Raw genomic sequence first — 17,941 nt, 5'->3', positions numbered from 1 at the left:
CATGAGCGTCTTGTTCTGGTCGACATCCGGAATCATCGTGAGCGCCGTCGCTCCTGCGATCCCAGCGTAGGCCTTGCGTGCAACGTCGTTTACCGAACTTCCCAGTGCATTCAGCTGCGATACGTTCACTGCGTCCGTCGAGTTCACACCCGGCGCAACGTTGGTGATACGTCGCTCACTGCCGGGAGCTCCAACCGACACTGTGTTTGGCTGCTCAGCAATCGAATTAGCGCCGAGTGCGACGGCGTTGGCAGCCGACGCCGTCGCACCCATGCCGACAGCAACGCTGTTCACACCTGAAACGAGCGATTTCGCTCCGATGACCGTCGCGCCATCCGATGAGGCGTTTGCTCCATTACCAATCGCGATACCGTCCGTTCCAGCCGCGGTTGCATTCGGACCAAGCGCCATCGCATTAAGCCCCGTCGCGCCATTGTTCGCGTAATTCCCATTCAACGTCCCACCGTCATTGACGCTGTAGTAGTGAGTGCGCGCATTAGCTATCGTCGTAGTAAGCCCTTGGATGCCCTGCGTGGTGGTTGCAGTTGAGGTCGACAAAGACGCAAGGTTGCTGTCGGTCGAGGACAACGCGGTAGACAACGAGCTCAATCCTGTCGACGCCGACGTCGAAAGTGACGTCAGATTGTTGTTGGTCGAACTTAAGCCTGTCGACAGGGAACTGATGCTGGTCGAAGTTGACGTGGACAGCGATGCAACGGTGCTATTCGTCGAACTGAGACCCGTCGAAAGCGAGTTGATTCCGGTCGAAAGCGACGCGACATTCGAGGCTGTGGACGTCGACAAGCTGGAAAGAGCCTGGTTCGTCGCGCTCAACTGGCTGCCGTTGACTGCGTCGGTACTGCTTGCCGTAATCCGACCGGCAGCGACGTTCGTGATCTGTCGTTCCGCCCCGGGCGCGCCGACGCTAACCACACTCGTCGGAGTTGCGCCGGCAAACGAGTAAGTCGTGCCACCAATAGTTGCGCTCGACGTAGCGTTCGGCGCTGCTGTAATCGAGCCCGTCCCGAGTGCAACATCGTTGATGTTGTTTGCAAGTGCTTTCGACCCGAACGCGAGCGAACCCGCTGCCGCTGCCGTCGATCCGTTACCCAACGCGAGCGCTCCGTCACCGCTGGCCGTATTCGCGTTGCCGAGCGCCACTGCACCGTTGCCTGTCGCAGTGTTATTTGCGCCCATTGCGACGGCACCGGTGCCAGCCGCCACGTTCGGATCACCAATCGCAACTGCACCGTCCCCGCTCGCCGTATTGCCCGATCCGATCGACACGGCTTTGCCGCCCGTTGCCAATGCGTTATGGCCGATCGCAACTGCATCGTCGGACGACGCGTTCGAACCATCTCCCACCGCGACGCTGCTCGCGCCTGAAGCCAAGGCATTGGTGCCGGCAGCAAGCGCATTTACCCCAGTCGCGCCGTCATTGGCATAGTTACCCTGCTGCGTGCCGTTGTCGTTGACGCTGTAGTAGTGCGTCTTCGCGGCGTTGATCGCAGTCGAGGTTGACGTGGACAGCGACGACACCGAGCTGTTCGTGCTGCTCAGGCCGGTGGACAGCGAGCCGATGCCGGTCGACGTCGAGGTCGACAGCGACAGGATCGTGCTGTTCGTCGAGCTCAGACCGGTGGACAATGAGTTGATGCCGGTCGAGGTCGAGGTCGACAAGGACGTGATCGAGCTGTTGGCCGACGACAGGCCTGTCGAGGTCGAGGTCGACAGCGACGAGATCGAGCTGGTGGCCGAGGACAGACCCGTCGACGTGGAAGTCGACAGCGACGTGACCGCGCTGTTGGTCGTGCTCAGACCGGTCGACAGCGAGTTGATGCCGGTCGAGGTCGAGGTCGACAGCGAGGTGATCGAGCTGTTGGCCGACGACAGACCCGTCGAAGTCGAGGTCGACAACGACGTGATCGAGCTGTTGGCCGACGACAGACCCGTCGAGGTCGAGGTCGACAGCGAATCGATCGAGCTGTTAGCCGACGACAGGCCGGTCGAGGTCGAAGTCGACAGCGACGTGATCGAGCTGTTAGCCGAGGACAGGCCAGTCGAGGTCGAAGTCGACAGCGACGTGATCGAGCTGTTAGCCGACGACAAGCCGGTCGAGGCCGAAGTCGACAGCGACGTGATCGAGCTGTTAGCCGACGACAAGCCGGTCGAGGTCGAAGTCGACAGCGACGTGATCGAGCTGTTAGCCGACGACAAGCCAGTCGAGGTCGAAGTCGACAGCGACGTGATCGAGCTGTTAGCCGACGACAAGCCAGTCGAGGTCGAGGTCGAGAGCGACGTGATCGAGCTGTTGGCCGACGACAGGCCCGTCGAGGTCGAGGTCGACAGCGAATCGATCGAGCTGTTCGCGGACGACAGACCCGTCGACGTCGAAGTCGAGAGCGACGTGATCGAGCTGTTCGCGGACGACAGACCGGTCGAGGTCGAGGTCGACAGCGAATCGATCGAACTGTTGGCCGACGACAGGCCGGTCGACGTGGAAGTCGAGAGCGACGTGATCGAGCTGTTGGCCGACGACAGACCCGTCGAAGTCGAGGTCGACAACGACGTGATCGAGCTGTTGGCCGACGACAGACCCGTCGAGGTCGAGGTCGACAGCGAATCGATCGAGCTGTTAGCCGACGACAGGCCGGTCGAGGTCGAAGTCGACAGCGACGTGATCGAGCTGTTAGCCGAGGACAGGCCAGTCGAGGTCGAAGTCGACAGCGACGTGATCGAGCTGTTAGCCGACGACAAGCCGGTCGAGGTCGAAGTCGACAGCGACGTGATCGAGCTGTTAGCCGACGACAAGCCGGTCGAGGTCGAAGTCGACAGCGACGTGATCGAGCTGTTAGCCGACGACAAGCCAGTCGAGGTCGAAGTCGACAGCGACGTGATCGAGCTGTTAGCCGACGACAAGCCAGTCGAGGTCGAGGTCGAGAGCGACGTGATCGAGCTGTTGGCCGACGACAGGCCCGTCGAGGTCGAGGTCGACAGCGAATCGATCGAGCTGTTCGCGGACGACAGACCCGTCGACGTCGAAGTCGAGAGCGACGTGATCGAGCTGTTCGCGGACGACAGACCGGTCGAGGTCGAGGTCGACAGCGAATCGATCGAACTGTTGGCCGACGACAGGCCGGTCGACGTGGAAGTCGAGAGCGACGTGATCGAGCTGTTGGCCGACGACAGACCCGTCGAAGTCGAGGTCGACAACGACGTGATCGAGCTGTTGGCCGACGACAGACCCGTCGAGGTCGAGGTCGACAGCGAATCGATCGAGCTGTTAGCCGACGACAGGCCGGTCGAGGTCGAAGTCGACAGCGACGTGATCGAGCTGTTAGCCGAGGACAGGCCAGTCGAGGTCGAAGTCGACAGCGAGGTGATCGAGCTGTTCGCCGACGAGAGGCCGGTCGAGGTCGACGTGGACAGCGAAGTGATCGAGCTGTTAGCCGACGACAGGCCAGTCGACGTGGAAGTCGACAGCGACGTGATGGAGCTGTTGGCCGACGACAGACCCGTCGAGGTCGAGGTGGACAGCGAGTCGATCGAGCTGTTAGCCGACGACAGACCCGTCGACGTCGAGGTCGACAGCGAAGTGATCGAGCTGTTCGCGGACGACAAGCCCGTCGAGGTCGAGGTCGACAGCGAAGTGATCGAGCTATTCGCCGACGAGAGGCCCGTCGAGGTCGAGGTCGACAGCGAGGTGATCGAGCTGTTGGCCGACGACAGGCCGGTCGAGGTCGAAGTCGACAGCGAAGTGATCGAGCTGTTGGCCGACGACAGACCGGTCGACGTCGAGGTCGACAGGGACGTGATCGAGCTGTTGGCCGACGAAAGGCCCGTCGACGTGGAAGTCGACAGCGAGGTGATCGAGCTGTTAGCCGACGACAGACCGGTCGAGGTCGAAGTCGACAGCGAATCGATCGAGCTGTTCGCGGACGACAAACCGGTCGAGGTCGAAGTCGACAGCGAAGTGATCGAGCTGTTGGCCGACGACAGACCGGTCGACGTCGAAGTCGACAGGGAGGTGATCGAGCTATTCGCCGACGACAGCCCCGTCGAGGTCGAGGTCGAAAGCGAATCGATCGAGCTGTTGGCGGACGACAGGCCGGTCGAGGTCGAAGTCGACAGCGAGGTGATCGAGCTGTTCGCCGACGAGAGGCCGGTCGAGGTCGAGGTCGAAAGCGAATCGATCGAGCTGTTCGCGGACGACAGACCGGTCGACGTGGAAGTCGACAGCGAAGTGATCGAGCTGTTCGCCGACGACAGGCCGGTCGAGGTCGAGGTCGACAGCGAGGTGATCGAGCTGTTAGCCGACGACAGGCCAGTCGAAGTCGAGGAAGACAGCGATGTCACCGAGCTGTTGGTCGAGCTGAGGCCCGTGGACAGCGACGTGATGCCGGTCGAAAGCGAGGCGATAGCGCTGCCGGACGTCGACACCGTGGTCGACAGCGAGTCGACGATCGAATTGGTTGCGAACAGCTGCGAGCCATTGATCGCATCGGTGCTGGTCGCGGTGATTTGGCCGGCTGCAACGTTGGTGACCTGACGCTCGGCGCCAGGCTTGCCGACGCTGACCACACTGGTCGGATTGCCGCCCTCGAACGTTGCGGTTACACCGCCGATGGTGCCGGTCGGCGTCTTGACCGGCGCCGCCGTAACAGAGCCGCTGCCAAGCGCGACGTCGCCGGCATTGTTGGCGACCGCGCTCGGGCCGATCGCGACCGAATCGGTGCCGAGCGCCTGACTGTCGGCGCCGGACGAGTTCGCGTGGAAGTACTTGATGCCCTGGCTGTTGATGTTGTTGATCGCCGAGCCGACACTGTTGGCGGTCGACGTCGTGCCATTCGCGTTGTACGTCGTATATGCCGGAGCGGAGACGGTCCCGGTCGTCGGGTCGTACGTAGAGCCGCCGCCGAGCGCCGATGCCGTGCTCGTGCCGAGGTTGTTCGTCTTCGTCGTGACCGAGCTCAGGCCGGTCGACAGCGAGTTGATGCCGGTCGAGGCCGAGGTGGACAGCGACGAAATCGAGCTGGTGGCAGACGACAGACCGGTCGACGTGGAGGTCGACAGCGAGGCGACCGAACTATTGGTCGACGAGAGGCCGGTCGACAGCGAGCCGATCGAGCTGGTGGCCGACGACAGACCCGTCGACGTGGAAGTCGACAGCGAGGCGACCGAGCTATTGGTCGACGAGAGGCCGGTCGAGAGCGAACCGATCGAGCTGGTGGCCGACGACAGACCCGTCGACGTGGAAGTCGACAGCGACGTGACCGAGCTGTTCGTCGACGAGAGGCCAGTCGACAGCGAACCGATGGAGCTGGTGGCCGACGACAGACCCGTCGACGTGGAGGTCGACAGCGAAGTGACCGAGCTATTGGTCGACGAGAGGCCGGTCGACAGCGAACTGATGGAGCTGGTGGCCGACGACAGACCCGTCGACGTGGAAGTCGACAGCGACGTGACCGAGCTGTTCGTCGACGAGAGACCAGTCGAGAGCGAGCCGATGGAGCTGGTGGCCGACGACAGGCCCGTCGACGTGGAGGTCGACAGCGAAGTGACCGAGCTATTGGTCGACGAGAGGCCGGTCGAGAGCGAACCGATCGAGCTGGTGGCCGACGACAGACCCGTCGACGTGGAAGTCGACAGCGACGTGACCGAACTATTGGTCGACGAGAGGCCGGTCGACAGCGAACCGATCGAGCTGGTGGCCGACGACAGGCCCGTCGACGTGGAAGTCGAGAGCGAGGCGACCGAGCTATTGGTCGACGAGAGGCCGGTCGACAGCGAGCCGATTGAGCTGGTGGCCGACGACAGGCCCGTCGACGTGGAGGTCGACAGCGAAGTGACCGAGCTATTGGTCGACGAGAGGCCGGTCGATAGCGAACCGATCGAGCTGGTGGCCGACGACAGGCCCGTCGACGTGGAGGTCGACAGCGAAGTGACCGAGCTGTTGGTCGACGAGAGGCCGGTCGACAGCGAGCCGATCGAGCTGGTGGCCGACGACAGACCCGTCGACGTGGAAGTCGACAGCGAGGCGACCGAGCTGTTGGTCGACGAGAGGCCGGTCGACAGCGAGCCGATCGAACTGGTGGCGGACGACAGACCGGTCGACGTGGAAGTCGACAGCGAAGTGACCGAGCTATTGGTCGACGAGAGGCCGGTCGACAGCGAACCGATCGAGCTGGTGGCCGACGACAGGCCCGTCGACGTGGAGGTCGACAGCGAAGTGACCGAGCTATTGGTCGACGAGAGGCCGGTCGACAGCGAGCCGATCGAGCTGGTGGCCGACGACAGACCCGTCGACGTGGAGGACGACAACGACGTAACCGAGCTGTTTGCCGAGCTCAGGCCGGTAGACAGCGAGTTGATGCCCGTCGAAGTCGAGGTCGACAGCGAACCGATCGAGCTGTTGGCCGACGAGAGGCCAGTCGACGTGGAGGACGACAGCGACGTAACCGAGCTGTTTGCCGAGCTCAGGCCCGTGGACAGCGAATTGATGCCGGTCGATGTTGAGGTCGACAAGCTCGTGATACTCGAAGTCGTCGTGCTTGCCACTGCGTAGAGCTGGCTACCGTTGATCGCGTCGGTACTTCCCGCGCTAACAAGACCCGCGGCAACATTTTGAATGCGACGTTCGGTGCCCGCGGCACCGACGCTCACCACACCTGCCGCTCCACTACTCCCGGCGTACGTACCGAAGGTCTGACTGCCGATTGTGGTATTGCTAACAGTACCAGTCCCAGCCGTCGCGCTAGTAGCGCCGCCGATCGTGACTGCATTTGCTCCAAGCGCGACTGATCCAGTAACAGAAGCGTTAGCGCCCACCCCAACAGCGACCGCATTAGCAACGTTTCCGACTACCGCGGAATCGCCGACAGCGACCGAAGAAATACCCCCTACCGACGCGCCGTGACCGAGTGCCGTTGCGGCGGTCCCCGAGGCCACCGAACCCGCACCAATCGCTGTGCCATTCGTACTGGTCGCCGAGCTTGATGCCCCGAGTGCTACTGATCCAGATGTTCCACTCGCGGTGGAGCCATTGCCCAACGCCAGAGCGTCTGCGCCTGACGCAATTGCGGTGCCAGCAAACGACCCCGAGTTGCCGAGGGCGATTGCGCCCTGACCTGTCGCGGTTGCCTCGTTGCCAACAGCGATCGAGCCGTTAGCACCCGTTGCATTCGCCCCTACACCGACTGCGACCGAGCTATTTGCCGCCGTGCTCCCGCTTCCCATTGCGACAGACCCCGTGCCGCCGGCCGCATTGCCACTACCGATTGCCACGGCACCGGTACCTGAAGCCGTGTTATTGTCCCCGGCCGCGACTGCCCCAGTCCCCACTGCGACATTCGGATCGCCAATAGCAACCGCACCGTTACCGGATGCGGTGTTGGTATACCCAACCGACACGGCACGCCCGCCAACCGCTTTTGCGCCGTTGCCAACAGCGACGGCACCTTGGCTAGTCGCGCTTGCAAACGGCCCAAGGGCAACAGTGTAGTCTGCCGATGCCGTGGCTTGCCGCCCCATTGCGACCGAGCTGTTGCCTGATGAAGATGTGTTAAAGCCGAGCGCGAGATTAAAATTATTCGCAACGGCCTGTGCGCCGTTACCAATCGCAATTGCGCCGTCCGCGACCGTCGTTGCGCCAATCCCGATGGCAACTTGGCCACCATGGCTTGAAGTTATTCCCTGAGTAACGCCATTCGTCGCATTCGCCCCGATTGCAATATTGCCGTAGCCGCCCGCATTGGCAGGACCAGTGTTCGCTGAGTTGCCGATCGCAATAGTTGAGGTCGACGCGGCTGTTGCATTGGTGCCGACAGCGACGGCATTGATGCCAGTAGCACCATTATTTCCGTAATTACCTTGCTGCGTTCCGTTATCGTTCACACTATAGTAGTGAACGGCCCCAGCACTCGAAACAGCTTGGGCTACTTGATAAAGCTGGCTTCCATTGACGGCATCAGTAGATGTAGCGGAAACGTTACCGTCCGCGACACCCTGAATTTGCCTATTGCCAATGGCAACAACACCATTTGTCGGCGCTTGATTTACCGAAAACGTCTTACCGTTGACAATAGCGTTTGCGGTCGTCCAGTTTGCCGTAGCGCTAGTCGAACTTGCCGTCGAACCAGCGCCTATCGCTACGCTGTTTGCCAGTGTTGAAGTCGCAGTCTTCCCAATCGCAACAGTACTTGAGCTCGTCGCGGCTGCCTCACTTCCAAGTGCGATGGAGTCCGAACCCGTCGCCTGAGCGCCCTGCGTTGAGTCGCCGCCAATGGCGATAGCATTGGCGCCACTGGCAATGGTGGCATTGGCAGAATTTCCATTTCCACCGAAGCCTAACGCGACAGCCCCATTACCAGTCGCCTGGGATCCGATCCCAATGGCAGTACTACCCGCACCTGATGCAGTGTTATACAAGCCGATAGCGGTCGCCCCCGCACCCGAGGCGGAATTAGCCACTCCCAAAGCAGTCGACCCAGCCAGCCCGGCGAGATTGCTCATACCGATCGCGGTCGAGCCCATACCCAACGCCTTGTTGCCGCAACCTCCCACAAACGAATTGAATCCCCACGCCAACGTAGCTTGCGAACCCGTAGCACTGGCGCCGCCACCCGAGAAATCGGAGGTGCCTGAATAGTTGACGGTTACACCGTTATCAGTTCCGGCTCCTGGATACAACGGACCAGGATCAGTAGTCTGTGAAGTTGTACCAAGTAACCATGCCGTATTCGCAGAATTGAGCGCTTTTCTCGAAGCAGTAAGGGACAGACAGTCGTCGTCGCCTGTGATAGCCACTCCCTGCCCAGCGGCGCCAATATAGCTGTTTGTGAGTACTCCGCTTGCCGACCCGGAACCACCCGAGAAGTTCGAACCAGTTGTCTGGCCGCCAGCGACAATCGACCCGGCCATGACATTAGGCCCGCCCGCAAGTGTAAGAAATACCACCGCGACAGCCATAGCCACAGCCGTTGGTCGGCGCGAGTCTAACATCGGTGTTCCAGACGCCGCAGACGACTTGGTACCGCCTCGCTTAGAACTTGCCAGTTCAGATGCCACGACAAATCCACCGATCGCCGCACACCAGATCACCTTGAATATCTTGTTCATAACGCCTCTTGCAATGACCGAGCCGAGAGATTGTTAAAAATAATAAATAGTCCTACATAAATCGCTGGCATTAGCCGAACGATTAAAATTCGTCCCGTCGCCTGCAACGAGAGTTAAATTACAGAAGCTTTCATTACCACTCGACCATCCTTCATCACATTTGATCAGTCATCTTCATTCGGCCAGAAGGCGGAATAGTCAGTACTGTTGATCGTCTTCTTGATGACATGTGATGAAATCACCGGCGCCACATCGTGCGATGTGATCACTGAATATGCATCGCTTTTCCTTTGGCTCGCGAAGTATTGGGATCGGTACCTACGCGACACAGGTGGCTTTCTTGCAGCGACATCGAAGCCCCTCAAGAACGCTTTGGTAGGCGGACCCGCATCTGCGAAGCGCTGTCGGAAAAACAACGCAGTTGTCATCCGTTAGAAAATCCCGAAATCGGATGACATCACGTGGTTTCTGTGCTAACCGCTGGATCAAGGGCAAGCTGTCGGAGCGACCACCTGCTGACCTCCGTACCTGGTCTGACAGCTCGCGCCGCGCTGAACCCGACACATAAACATGGAACCAATGCACCCCATCAAGACTAGTTCACAAGACCCAGCCGTCGTTATACCTACGGCGCCATTCAAGAACAAGTCTTGCTACCCTCGAGATTTGAAATGAATTGTCAAGCAAACGTTTTTTAACGGTATTTAACCAATTTTTCCGTTTTTTCGGGCCTTACTCGGGTGGTTGACGTCATGTTTCGTGGAGGATCGCGATCGAATGAGTACTCTAGAGTCCGACTGTATTCTTACCATTATTCACACAATTAGGTATATTGACCCTTTTGTGTCGGGCCACCGAAAAAGCTCGACAAAGGAAGCCCTACAATGACGCCAAAGAACCATTCCGATGGGGTCCACCAATTTGCGGCATGCGCACTACGTCGACGTTAGGTCCCTCCCGACCCTATTCGTCAATGCAACGATGTGAGCGGTGGCGGTCCGCCATGGCACTCCAAATCTACGGAAATTCAGGCCCAACACTACCGCTGACGGCCGGACCTCTCAAACAATGGTGCGGGCGCCTATAGCGTTGCGGAGCTTCGGTCAATTTTGATGACAGGCTCGGGGGGGGGGGGAGGCTGGCTCCAACCTGGGCAATGAATCCATACAACGATTCGACACGAAACTGGCGCATCGGACCGGCGTGCGGCATGAACTGCACTGACATACGCCACAGCCAGGCCAGCCCAGGGTTCGATGATCCAACCCTAATATCGCCCAAACATGCCCAAGGAATAGCAAATCGAGCCTCTGTCAATATCACCACAAGTCGTAACGACTCGGCCAGGCTGCAAAATCGAGAGCTGGCGCGCCCAAGGAGCGACGAACCGTGACACGACACCACAGCCTCTCCTGCGCCCCCGTTACTATCTTCACGCCCCGATAATCGGGGCTATGGCCAGCCAGGCCCGGCATGATTCCCGCCCCCAGTCGCAGTCATGATCCGGGGGGTGTTGTCACCGGGCGTGGTGGGTGGCTGGTGATCGCTGATAGGGGTTTGGCCGGATATCCCGACGCCGTCCGTAACGTGGATGCCGAGACTTGCCACCGTTGTTGCAGGCCAATCCGTTCACTCTGCTCATACTTCGATGCAAGACACTCAACTACATGGTGCCGTCGATGTCTTCGTCGGCGTCGATGTCGGTAAAGGGCAGCATCACGCCGTTGCGCTCGATCGGAACGGCAAGCGTCTGTACAACAAGGCGCTACCCAACGACGAGGTCAAGCTGCGAGCCCTCATCGCCGAACTCAAGACTCACGGTCGATTGCTGTTCGTCGTCGATCAGCCCTCAACCATCGGTGCGCTTCCTGTAGCCGTTGCCCGCGCCGAAGGCGTACTCGTCGCCTATCTGCCCGGACTGGCCATGCGCCGCATCGCTGATCTGCACGCCGGCGAAGCCAAGACCGATGCCCGAGACGCCGCGATCATCGCCGAAGCCGCTCGCTCGATGCCGCATACGCTGCGCTCGCTTCGACTGGCCGACGAGCAGCTCGCCGAGCTCACCATGCTCTGCGGCTTCGATGACGACCTCGCCGCTCAGGTCACGCAAACCAGCAACCGCATTCGCGGCCTGCTTACTCAGATCCATCCGGCGCTCGAGCGTGTTCTCGGACCGCGCCTTGATCATCCAGCGGTACTCGATCTGCTTGAGCGCTATCCGTCGCCCGCCGCCCTTGCCAGCACCAGCGAGAAGACGCTCGCCAATCGCCTGACCAAGCTCGCTCCTCGCATGGGCAAAGGCTTGGCGGCCGAGATCGTTCAGGCACTGAGCGAACAAGCCGTAACCGTGCCCGGCACGCAAGCCGCCACCATCGTTATGCCCCGTTTGGCCCAGCAGCTTGCGGCCTTGCGTCAGCAACGCGACGAGGTCGCTGCCGAAGTTGAACGACTGGTGCTTGCTCACCCTCTTTGGCCGGTCCTGACCAGCATGCCGGGAGTCGGCGTCAGGACCGCCGCCAGACTCCTAACCGAGGTTGCCCATAAGGTGTTCGCTTCAGCTGCACACCTAGCAGCCTACGCTGGCCTTGCCCCGGCCACCCGACGCTCCGGCTCATCGATACGCGGCGAACATCCATCCAGACGCGGCAACAAGGTACTCAAGCGTGCCTTGTTCCTATCCGCCTTCGCGGCCTTGCGGGACCCAGTCTCGCGGGCCTATTACTCGCGCAAGATCCAGCAAGGCAAGCGCCACAACCAAGCCCCCATCGCACTGGCACGGCGACGCTGCGACGTCCTGTTCGCCATGCTGCGTGACGGCACCATTTACCAACCCAAGTCAGCCCCTAACGCTTGACGAAACACATAGCCCCCCCCCCCGAGCCATCATTGCCGAGGCAATTCCCCACGCCGCCTTCCAATCTTAAGCAGCCAGTCCATTACATGTCGCAAGCGAACCCCATCTCGCTCCACAGGATCGATTTGGGCCGGAGGCCATCGTTGGTATTTAGGTACATAAACCACGGACGTCCGCGCAACGAACTCGCCCGCCCGATCTTGCGCCAGCCACGCCGGTCGCCGTACCGCCCACTTCCCAACACTGAAAAACACCCACTTGATTGATATCCTTAAATTAGTCTACCGACCCATTTGCGCTGCAAATTCTCTTTGCGCCATACAAGCATGCCCACCGCACATTGTACATAACATCCAATAAAAACAGCCAATTACACCTCTTGTACGGCACATATCGATGAATACCAGCGCATCACAAATGTGACCGATAATCACCATCCATTTTCAGCGTCAATTTTTCTGGGTTGCTTGACCTATAATTAGTCTTGCGCCGACAAGGCAAAAATCGACAAAAAACATGATTCCTTGCTTTTGTCATCGCAAACCGGTTGAGGGGCCGAATCGATCGAATATCGCCATAGGCGTCAATATAAAATTAGCTTTTTATTGCTTACTTGTGCGATATTAAATATTAATATTGTGTGTTTGCATTAAAGTTCGACAAAATATTGCACGAAGTCGATGAAAAAATGTTGCCTTGCACACGACGGTGCGACCGGCCCATAATGTATTCCGCCGGGGCAAGAGTTGTGCCACTCTTGCCTGTACTTCGGAATACTTTCAATGTCGTCGAAAACGATGGACCATGACCAAAGCGAAAAGACTGATCATTTTGACCGCGACGATCGAAACATCGAGCCTTTGGCGCGTATGCATCTTGCCGATGCTCCGCGCCCTGCGACCGAACGCGGACGCCAAACGGTCAAGCGCATCCTTTCAAACGCGATCGATATTTTTGTGACCGATGGATATGGCGAATTAAGTATGCGAAAAGTCGCAACCAGATCTGGATTGTCACTTTCAAATCTACAGCACTACTTTCCGTCCCGCGAAGATCTTCTCGCCACTATCATCAACGTCACACTTAACGAATATTCGAATTCTTACGATACTCTTCGAGCCGATACAACCCTAACACCCGAAGCACGCTTGGAAGCGCTGGTGCGATTGCTAATCGAAGATAGCAAGCAATCGAAAACACAGGGGTTATTCGTAAATCTTTTTGCCCTAGCACAATCGCAGGAATTCGCGCGCAAAACCATCGAGGAAGCTTATACATTTCAGCGGTTGATGATTGCCGAATTTGTCACTGCGATTAACCCAGAGCTTCCACCTAGCGTACTCGCACGGCGCGCGGCTTTGATCACGGCGCAGATCGAAGGGCTGATCGTATTTATTCCACAGAGAAATCGTTTTCCATCTGACCTTAGGGGTCTGGAAGACGATGCCGTCAACGCGGTCCTGGCACTAGCGAGAGCGTAAGTCGGTGCGATTTGGCACGCGCCGCCGCTTCCCGAACGGGAGGCGACGGTAACAATAAACAAACCCGTGGAAGCAACATTCTTTTCAGGTCTGCGAGGCAGACGATTCGCCCTCGCCTCGCCTGCAGCGCTCCTAAAATCGATAATTTGCCCATTCGTCATCAATTTCCTGGACCTTTAATCACAATGCTTTTTCCGTGGCGCGGCAATCCCTTGACCGCGCTCAAACACAATAGCCAACAACATTTGAATGTAAGTATTTCGCGCCTTACGGATAGGAATGCGATAACATCACTTCCCTTGCGATTTCTTGATCAAATCGGCTGCTTTTTCACCGATCATAATGGCGGGAGCATTGGTGTTGCCAGAAACGACGTCCGGCATGATCGAAGCGTCGGCCACACGAAGACCGGTCAAACCTCGAACGCGGAGTTCCGGATCGACGACGGCATCGGCACCTATGCCCATTTTGCATGTGCCCGCCATGTGGTGGTAGGTTACACATGCACGCCGCACATACTCGAGCAGTGCGCCAGGGTCGTCCCCGGCAGGGCCCGGCAAAACTTCGCGTGCGCGCCACTCGTCGAATGCGCGCTGGCGCCCGATTTCGCGACAGATCTGAACTGCTTGAGCAAGGCGATCCAGGTCCGACTGCTCCGAAAGATAGCGGGGATCGAGAAGAGGCGCGGCGGACGGATCGGTGGATTCCAAACGGATCTCGCCGCGGCTCGCCGGGCGAACTAGGCCTGCGCACAGTGTCCACGCATTGGCCGGACCATCGAAGCCTGGCGCATAGTACGGGATGTGCATGAACAGCGGCTGCAAGTCCGGACCAACACGACGTTCGTCACTGCGACAGAACAACTGCGATTCAAGAAGATTACTTCGCGCTGCCGGGATCGGCCTGGATGCCTCGAAGATCACGCTGCAAAGCAAGTGGTCCTGCAGATTCTTCCCAACCCCCGGAAGGTGGTGCGTCGCCCTGATGCCGACACGCGCGAGTTCGTCCGCTGGGCCAATACCCGAAAGCAACAAAATTTGCGGGCTGGCGATCGCCCCACCGCAGACGATCACCTCGCTCTCGGCCAAAACATTGACGGCCTGCACACCGTCGTAGAAGCGAACGCCGATACAGCGATCGCCCATGAGGATCAATTTTTCGACGCATGCGCCGGTTCTAACCGTCAGGTTCGGGCGATCACGAGCGGGCAATAGGAACGCCCGCGCAGCTGACTGGCGCATGCCATCCTTGATCGTGAGGTGGCAGTAGCCAACGCCTTCGACCTCCTCTGCGTTGCAGTCCTCGTTGCGCGCAAATCCCGCCTGGACCGCAGCTTCAATCGCAGCTTCACAGATTGGATTGGGTGAACGATTTCGCGACACATGCAACGGTCCGCCGACCCCGTGATACCGCGTTTCGCCGCTTTCATGGTCCTCTGATTTCCGGAAATACGGAAGCAGAGATTCAAAGTCCCAACCCAGGCATCCTTGATATGCCCACGCGTCGTAATCACTCTTGTGCCCGCGCACATAAATCATGCCGTTGATAGCACTGGAACCACCGAGTGTCCGTCCGCGGGGCCAATAATGCGTTCGCCCGGCAGTATGCGCCTGCGGTACTGTGTGGTACGCGTAATCGACTGGAGTTTTCCACAGAGAAGGCCAACCGCTCGGCGCTGCAATATTGGGATCATCATCTTTCGGTCCGGCCTCGAGTAGTAGCACCCGGACTCGCGGGTCTTCACTCAAACGAGCGGCAATAACACAGCCGGAAGAACCAGCGCCAACAACGATATAGTCATATGCATCCATGGCTTATTATCCTTGACGGTATGCGTACACGATCAGCGTCCGATCACATTCTCAAAAAAAGTGCGCAACGCGAACATTGAAGCGTTGCGTCTCAAGCGGACCATTCTCAGTTGACGTCTGACGGCCGTAGAGCGCGATGATTTGCCAAGTTTTCGTCGGGAACCATGCTGCACCCAAGAGAAAACTCGGTGTCGATTGCCGATTTGCAGAGGACACGCCTGCAACAGTTTGATTGCCGCCGAAGACATACGAACCACCAACCCGTAAATCGATACTGCTCGTGAGTTGGTATCGCAACCAACCCTGAGCCTGAAAGAGGGGCGACTCAGTCATCGTCGCGCCGGCAGGGCCGAAGTTGTGGTTCGGCGTGAATGCGGTCGCGTCGGCAGCCAGATCGAGAATCACTTTGGGCGCGATGGGCGTAATAAATCCCGCCTGCAACGCAAACTTCCAACGGTTCTCGCCGAGATTAATTCCTCGATTTCGGTCGTAACTGCCGGTCGGAGCGTAGATGAAGGGCGTGACACCCAGGAACGTGTTCGACTCGGGACGGTTGACGAGCCAGATCGTAGCGGCAAAGATCGCATCACCAATACCGGTATTGTTACCGAGGGCCGACATCTGATTCGTCGCACCAACGTGGCCGAATGGGACCAGGATTTGGGGGTCGACCGTAAATCCACCAATCGACGTAAAATGAATAAAACGCGCAACTCCAACATCCTGGGTGATGTCACCTCCCGCCACGCGCGAACCGTTAGCATAGATCCGCGTATTCTGCGCATGTTGAAGGTACAACGCACCGACGTTCGCGCCGGCGGGCAAAGCCGTATAGTCCCCTGCATCGACATTGATCGCTGAAGCCAACGTCGGGAAGGCAACCACCATCGTGAGAGCGGCCAACTTCCAGATGCGTGGACCGCGGAACACGTGCGTAACGCTAAACGCGTGAGTAACTGCCCGGTTGTTCTTCAATTTCGTCTCCTAGAGTACCGTCGACCATATAAGTTGGCCGTCCGGCATAGTCTAGGATCCCTCATCATTTTGTTTCGACGTTCCGTGCAGATGTTGCGTCAACGTGTGCAAATGTTTTCTATAACAGATGCGCTTTGATCTCACGTAACGCGATCTCTCGCCACGTCAAGCGAGCTTCAATGCATCTCGACATGTCATCCGATAAACGCCCGGGCTGCATCCGAATCGCGCCTTGAACAACCGTCCAAAATGCGTCATATCCGAAAAGCCGCACATCATCGCGAGCTCAAGCAGATTGCGGTTCGTGTCGGCGGGGTCCAAGAGCGCCCGCCTGCTCGCTTGCAGTCGATATTCCTGAATCAGCCCCTGGGGCGTCTGGTTGGTAGCAGATAATGCGCCGTAGAGCGTACGCCTCGACACGTTCAATGCACTCGCCAACTTGTCTGGCGTCAGGCTCGGATCGCAATAGTGCTGTGCTAGATAGAGCTCAGCACTCATACGCAGAGACGCACTTCGTGCTCCAGCCCGGTTGAGAGCCTCGCCGGCCTCACGGCGCACGACGGAATCTAGCAGCATCAAGGTCGATTGTTCGAAACCGGACAGGCTTTCGAGATCGTCGGGCACCTGCCCATCAATCAGATACCGAATTGACTGCAACGCGAGATTTGCATTGCCAACCGTTTGGTGCACCTGCGTGTCAGCACGATCAACAAACCATCGCCACATCGTGCTGCTCCTCGGTGGTGCAAGCACGGCGACGAACCTCGACGCATCCGCACACTCGATCGAATACGCCTGAGTCGCGTCGTAGACCACCCACTGCCCCGCACTAACAGTAGCCGTCTTGTTTCTTTGCGTCACGCGACTTTGCCCGGCAATCTGAAACAGCATCTTGTAGCAGTCTCTATCGGCCCGCTCCGCCAGCGCCCGATCGCGATCCGCCCGGATCGACGAGGTGTCCACCTCCGCCGCACGAATACCTCCCGCTACGGCAATGCGCACGGACATACGGAAAAGCGGGCCTGTATCTCGAAGAGCCAGCGGCAGGAAACTGTCCGAGATAAGATCTCGCAAATTTGCGCCGCTACCGCTTTCGCCAACAAGGATTTCATTTGCCATTGCTTGGTGATTTAGTATTACCTATTATTTTGGTCGATTCTTTCTTGTTCACGAACCGTGAACCTGCGCCGGATGCTTGGTTTGCATATCAGACGCGCTCCCAGGTCGTCGGAACAGCTCGACGACAACCATGCCGAAAACGGAGACGGTTGACGAAAGGCCAACCATTGAAGAATCGCACTACGAAATAAGGCGCATCTGACATCATCATTGAAAACTGCTGGTTTTTAATTGTCGATTGAATCAGCGATTGCGTCTAACGCGTCGTGCTTAGGACGACGCGTATGCATTCTCACAGCATCAAATCGACATGACTCATTTTTTTACCGACCAACCGGTCGGTCAATGATGGTTTGCACCAGTGAAGCCAGCTACCTTCCCTGCGTCGGTATCGGACCGTGGCCATGTGTTCCACGCCGCCACACACTGTGCACGCTGAGACCAAAAGTATGCACTCAACGTCGGTCCAGCTTCAGTGCGCGAAACTAGAATCGGTCGCAGTCGGCTCCTAGCTCGTGGCTAATCGAGACGCGTATCTGTCACTAATTCGATGAAGCATTGAACCGAAAGCGCCGGCGAATACC

Annotated in this window: 5 protein-coding genes and 2 pseudogenes; 2 read left to right on the top strand and 5 right to left on the bottom strand. The window is 58.5% G+C overall.

The annotated features are described in order from the left end of the window. Positions 1-12: 12 nt before the first annotated feature. Both ACN22W_RS36680 and ACN22W_RS36675 read right to left on the bottom strand, forming a co-directional pair. Positions 13-8,025 (bottom strand): annotated as a pseudogene (locus tag ACN22W_RS36680) (hemagglutinin); the annotation flags it as partial. 348 nt (positions 8,026-8,373) lie between these two features. Then, a pseudogene (locus tag ACN22W_RS36675) lies at positions 8,374-9,117 on the bottom strand (ESPR-type extended signal peptide-containing protein); the annotation flags it as partial. 1,648 nt (positions 9,118-10,765) lie between these two features. On the opposite strand from ACN22W_RS36675, the gene ACN22W_RS36670 reads away from it, so the two are divergent. Both ACN22W_RS36670 and ACN22W_RS36665 read left to right on the top strand, forming a co-directional pair. After that, positions 10,766-11,971 carry an IS110-like element ISBma3 family transposase gene (locus tag ACN22W_RS36670; RefSeq protein ID WP_419689997.1) on the top strand — a complete coding sequence of 402 codons (1,206 nt, stop codon included), beginning with the start codon at positions 10,766-10,768 and terminating at the stop codon, positions 11,969-11,971. Between the two features lie 782 nt (positions 11,972-12,753). Then, entirely contained in the window at positions 12,754-13,452 is a 699-nt protein-coding gene (locus ACN22W_RS36665) for a TetR/AcrR family transcriptional regulator (RefSeq protein ID WP_419689996.1), read from the top strand. A gap of 290 nt (positions 13,453-13,742) precedes the next feature. On the opposite strand, the gene ACN22W_RS36660 is transcribed toward ACN22W_RS36665, so the two are convergent. The 3 genes from ACN22W_RS36660 to ACN22W_RS36650 form a co-directional block, all read right to left on the bottom strand. Next, on the bottom strand, positions 13,743-15,263 hold the full coding sequence (locus ACN22W_RS36660) for a GMC family oxidoreductase (RefSeq protein ID WP_419689995.1): 1,521 nt from the start codon (positions 15,261-15,263) through the stop codon (positions 13,743-13,745). 51 nt (positions 15,264-15,314) lie between these two features. Continuing rightward, positions 15,315-16,238, bottom strand: coding sequence for a transporter (locus tag ACN22W_RS36655; protein ID WP_419689994.1), 924 nt, complete (start codon positions 16,236-16,238; stop codon positions 15,315-15,317). 165 nt (positions 16,239-16,403) lie between these two features. Next, on the bottom strand, positions 16,404-17,357 hold the full coding sequence (locus tag ACN22W_RS36650; RefSeq protein ID WP_419689993.1) for an AraC family transcriptional regulator: 954 nt from the start codon (positions 17,355-17,357) through the stop codon (positions 16,404-16,406). Between the last annotated feature and the right edge of the window lie 584 nt (positions 17,358-17,941).

The organism is Burkholderia theae (assembly GCF_048565265.1).
Taxonomy (GTDB): Bacteria; Pseudomonadota; Gammaproteobacteria; order Burkholderiales; family Burkholderiaceae; genus Burkholderia; species Burkholderia theae.
Note: the sequence above shows the minus strand (reverse complement) of the source record. Positions and strands in the feature narration are given on the sequence as shown.